The organism is Pediococcus parvulus (genome assembly GCF_007990205.1).
In the GTDB taxonomy this organism is placed as follows: domain Bacteria; phylum Bacillota; class Bacilli; order Lactobacillales; family Lactobacillaceae; genus Pediococcus; species Pediococcus parvulus.
The window spans coordinates 1-4,076 of sequence record NZ_BJWE01000070.1 but is presented as its reverse complement, the minus strand read 5'-3'; the positions used below and the strand labels follow the sequence as shown (position 1 = coordinate 4,076).

Below are 4,076 nucleotides of genomic sequence, written 5' to 3'. Positions count from 1 at the left end.
CCACGAATTAATTACAAAAAATTCCCTTTGCTAAATGCATTGGGAATTTTTCTTTTGGCGTTACCTTTATAGGGTAAAAGGTAACATTTTATTTTCAAATACAATCTTGAAAATAAAATCGTAAATTGCAAGAACAAGTTAGCCAGTCGTTGAGGACAATCCCAGAACAGGCCGTTATCAAATAGAAGTTGTGGCGCTAGAGAGACTACTGGGCCATGCGGCGAACGCGCCGTGCTTCGGCCTCAAAGTTTTGCTGGGGTGTGCAGTAGCCCTGTTGTTTGCGAGGCAACTGATTCAAGCAGTCTTGCGTGGCCTGCACTTGACTAGGGCTAATGTCATCTAGGGACATGCCCTTAGGGAAGTCCTGGCGGATCATCCGGTTATGTGCCTCGTTGGTGCCACGGTCGCAGGACGTGTAAGGATGGGCGTAGAAGATCTCAGTTTCCGTCCCAGCAAAAGCAGTATTTAAGGCGGTGAACTCGGGTCCGTTGTCTGCTGTGATGGTCTTGATGCAAGCTCCCCATTCGCGCTTGATTCCACGCAATGCATAGCTCACAGAGTCTGCATCTCGTTCTTCGATCAAGCGGAGAAGTTGGCAACGGGTCTTGCGCTCAATCAGAGTCAAGATGACGCTCTCCTTGCCATTGCGTTTACCGACAATGGTATCCATCTCCCAGTGACCGAACTGCCTGCGTCGTTCAACGACCTTAGGCCGTTCCTCGATACTGCGGCCAGCCAGGCGCTTAGCCTTGGTGTGGTGCTGGTGAGAGGTCTTCCGCTTAGTCTTCTCCAACAGGTCGATATTTCGAATCTCTAGGCGTTGGTCGTCAATGTACTGGTACAAAGTCGAGGCACAAACAAGCTCTTCAGGAGTAAACAGCTTGTGTCGCTTGGCATAGCCGATTGAAGCATCCGGCGACCATTTGTCCTGCTTAGCTCGCTGTACGTACCAGGCTAAGAAGACCTGTACACTGGCGAACTTGTCAGGACGATGGCAGCTCAAGCGTGCAGTCTCGTAACGTGCCTGAGCAGCCTCTGGTAGGTATTGTCGATGGTAGACGCGCTTGCCATTACTCTTCTTGACCTGATCTACTGTACCTCGCTTGATTTCATTATTAATGGTCTGCGGGCAGACGCCAATTTCAGCAGCAATCCAACGATTGGACTTCCCAGCTTGGCGGAATCCGGCCACTTTTCCGCGCTCGAGTGATGTTAAGTGCTGACCTTTTTGGCGGTGTGTGCTATCCTGTTTCTGCATCAAGACAACATCCTCTTCCATTGTTTGTGTAGGAACTTCAATGATACAGGATATCTGTTCTTGATGTTTTTTATTGTCCAAAAAATTTTGAGACAGTGGCTAACTTGATTCTAAAATGCGCGTCTTATCAACAACGTGCATGATTCAGTTATTTCAATCGTTTCAACAACCATACTGGCCGGTGCCGCTCAGACTTGTGCACCCGGGTATTAACGACTTGTAGCAATTGTAAAATGGTGAAAATTAGTGAATTACGTTTTCGGTACGCAATGTACTTCGGTTCCCACTCGGTCACATACTTCTCTTTGTACGACCGTAATCCCTGAAAACCATATAACTGGTAGCCATATTCGTAAATTAAATGAGCAATTTTTTCTTGAATAAAACTGTAGCGTGAAACCCCCACACCGGATAACGGTGCCATTCCCATATTGAAATAAGCATAGCCATCGTCACGCGCCTGTTCAAATAGGTGCACAAAGACCGTGTCCATAATGCCGGATGGCGCCGATTTGCTTGACCGCATTAAGTCAATTGAAGTCGTCTGATGATTTCCCTGCGGCATAATATTCGCAAACGCGACAATTCGGTGGTCAGGATCATAAACGACCGCTACGGGTGCCTGATTGAGATACTGCTCATCAAAAAATCCGAGCGAGAATCCTTTTTCCGTCTCACCTGCTAACCAACTATCCGAAACAGCTCGTAATTCAGCCATAACGTTGGCACTGAACGGTGGCTGCAAGATGGCAAACTCATAGTGATCCCGGGTAAACTTATTCATTAGGGCCCGCTCACCCCGTAGCCGTTTACCAGCCAAACTAAAGTCTGCCAATTTGACGTGCCCTTCTTCACCGGTTTTGATAAAGTCAAAGCCCATTTCGTGTAGGCGCATCGTCAGCATCTCACTAATTTCGTAAAAGACTAGCGAGCAACCGTCACTATCTGCGTCATCCAATAACTGTTCCAAGGCAGCTTGTAATACCGCTTGATTACCGAATGGCTCTCCCATAATGATCAGTTTATCAGCCTTCTGCTGGTATAAGAAGATCAGTTGATCGACCCCATCGACTTGATAGTAATATGCTAACTTATCATTCAAATAAGCCAAGTGTGAGATTTCATTGCCGCCATAAGTTTCAATCACTTGTTTGACCCGAGCCGCATCCATCTTTTGACGCAATCGGGCGTTATAGCCACTCGCAAAGTAGCGGTACATAATAATCAAAATCATTGCCGCTAAGACTAACCCAATCACCCCAAATAACCAGAGCTTTTGTGATGGGAAGAACAGAGCTTCAGGAACCGCATGCCGATGATGAATTTGGGGCGCGTTATAGACCCCCACAATCGTATACAAGATAAAGGTCACCACATACACGCAGCTAACCCACAACGTTTGCCCCCACGAAAAAGCCAACCGATCACGATAATAAGCATGCCGCGACAAAGCCACTAGCGCTAGAATCACAATCAAGAAAATCACAAATTTCATCGAAATTGCATCATAAACGACGAGCCAGCGAATCGTATTCAAAATTGCAATCAGCAGGACAATCACCGTTGGCCAAAAAGCTTTTTTGACCCGGCCAGCAGTTCCCAACGCCACCCCAATCAGTGAGAAGGCCATAATAATACTGCTGGCCTGATTAATAAAGAAAAAGGTGTACGGATAAAACTGTAAGAAGAGTTTATTGCTATATGCAAAGGTAGGGACCGTTGACATCAACAACATCAGAAAACCAGAAAAGTAGAGAAAAACCGTCAGTACCATCTGAGCAACACGTTGTAATGCCTGCTTAGGAATACCCGCTAAGCGCACGTTTAAGCGATGGCCGGTGTCATGGATGAATAAGACCAGCCCGATGGCAAACGGGATAATATAGTAGAATAACCGGTAAAATAAGAGCCATACGACGGCGTCTGGTCGAGAAACTCCGACCGCACTGAGACCAAAAATCATGAAAACGTCGAATGACCCAATACCACCGGGTACCATTGACACTTCACCGACAACCGAAGCAATCACGAATAACGGCACGACTGCTGCAAAATCAATGGGTAATCCCATAAAGTTTCCAATTAATAAGAAGAACAGCACACAGCCAGTCCATTCACCAAACGACCCACTCAATAACCGAACGACGTTGCCGAGCGTAAGGCCATCGAAGAATTCCGAATCGTTGACCCGTGTAAAAATAAAGATAGCTGGAAAATACAGTGCACCACCGACGAGCCAGATCCAGTAACTGCCATACATGTTCCCAATGCCAAAGCCATAGACTAGCACGAGTGAGATCATACAATATAATGACAATCCCGAAACTAAAAACAAAGCGATCTTGGAAATGGCAAACACGATTTGTTTCTTAGTGGCTTCGCGATTATAAAAGTTAGCACGCAGTGAGGCGCCCAGCACGCCCCCAAAACCACCGATATTCGTAAATGTATTGGTGATCCATCCAGCTTTTAAGACATATCCAAGTGAATAGTGGTTGGGTAAAAACTTTGTAATCATGACGTCATACGTCAGCATTGGTGTCACTGCGATAATACCAATCACGACCATGCTCAACAGATGCCACCAGCTTTGCGAAGCAAGCGCATTCGCCAACTGCGCGCCACTGACTTCCTTCGCAATTTTGCCGACTTCCGTAATCACAAATAACAGGACAGAGAATACAAATAATGCTTTGATGATCCCCATGCGTTTATTGAGTGCCGTCCCGATTTTCTGTAACGTTGCCTTCAAAAAAATTCTCCTTTCCCTAGATTATCTGTATTTAATCTTGAATTTATAACGTTTTGATTTCCATTT

Annotated in this window: 2 protein-coding genes; both read right to left on the bottom strand. The window is 46.0% G+C overall.

The features are described from left to right. Window positions 1-205 precede the first annotated feature (205 nt). Window positions 206-1,258 carry an IS30 family transposase gene (locus tag PPA04_RS09160; protein WP_057785042.1) on the bottom strand — a complete coding sequence of 351 codons (1,053 nt, stop codon included), beginning with the start codon at window positions 1,256-1,258 and terminating at the stop codon, window positions 206-208. A 148-nt stretch (window positions 1,259-1,406) separates the two neighbouring features. After that, window positions 1,407-4,010 (bottom strand): bifunctional lysylphosphatidylglycerol flippase/synthetase MprF, encoded by a 2,604-nt coding sequence (mprF, locus tag PPA04_RS09155; protein WP_057785043.1) that lies wholly within the window; start codon window positions 4,008-4,010, stop codon window positions 1,407-1,409. Window positions 4,011-4,076: the final 66 nt, after the last annotated feature.

Excerpts from the sequence above, each read along its gene's own strand:
- PPA04_RS09160 (WP_057785042.1), bottom strand. The coding sequence starts at position 1,258 with ATGCAGAAACAGGATAGCACACACCGCCAAAAAGGTCAGCACTTAACA.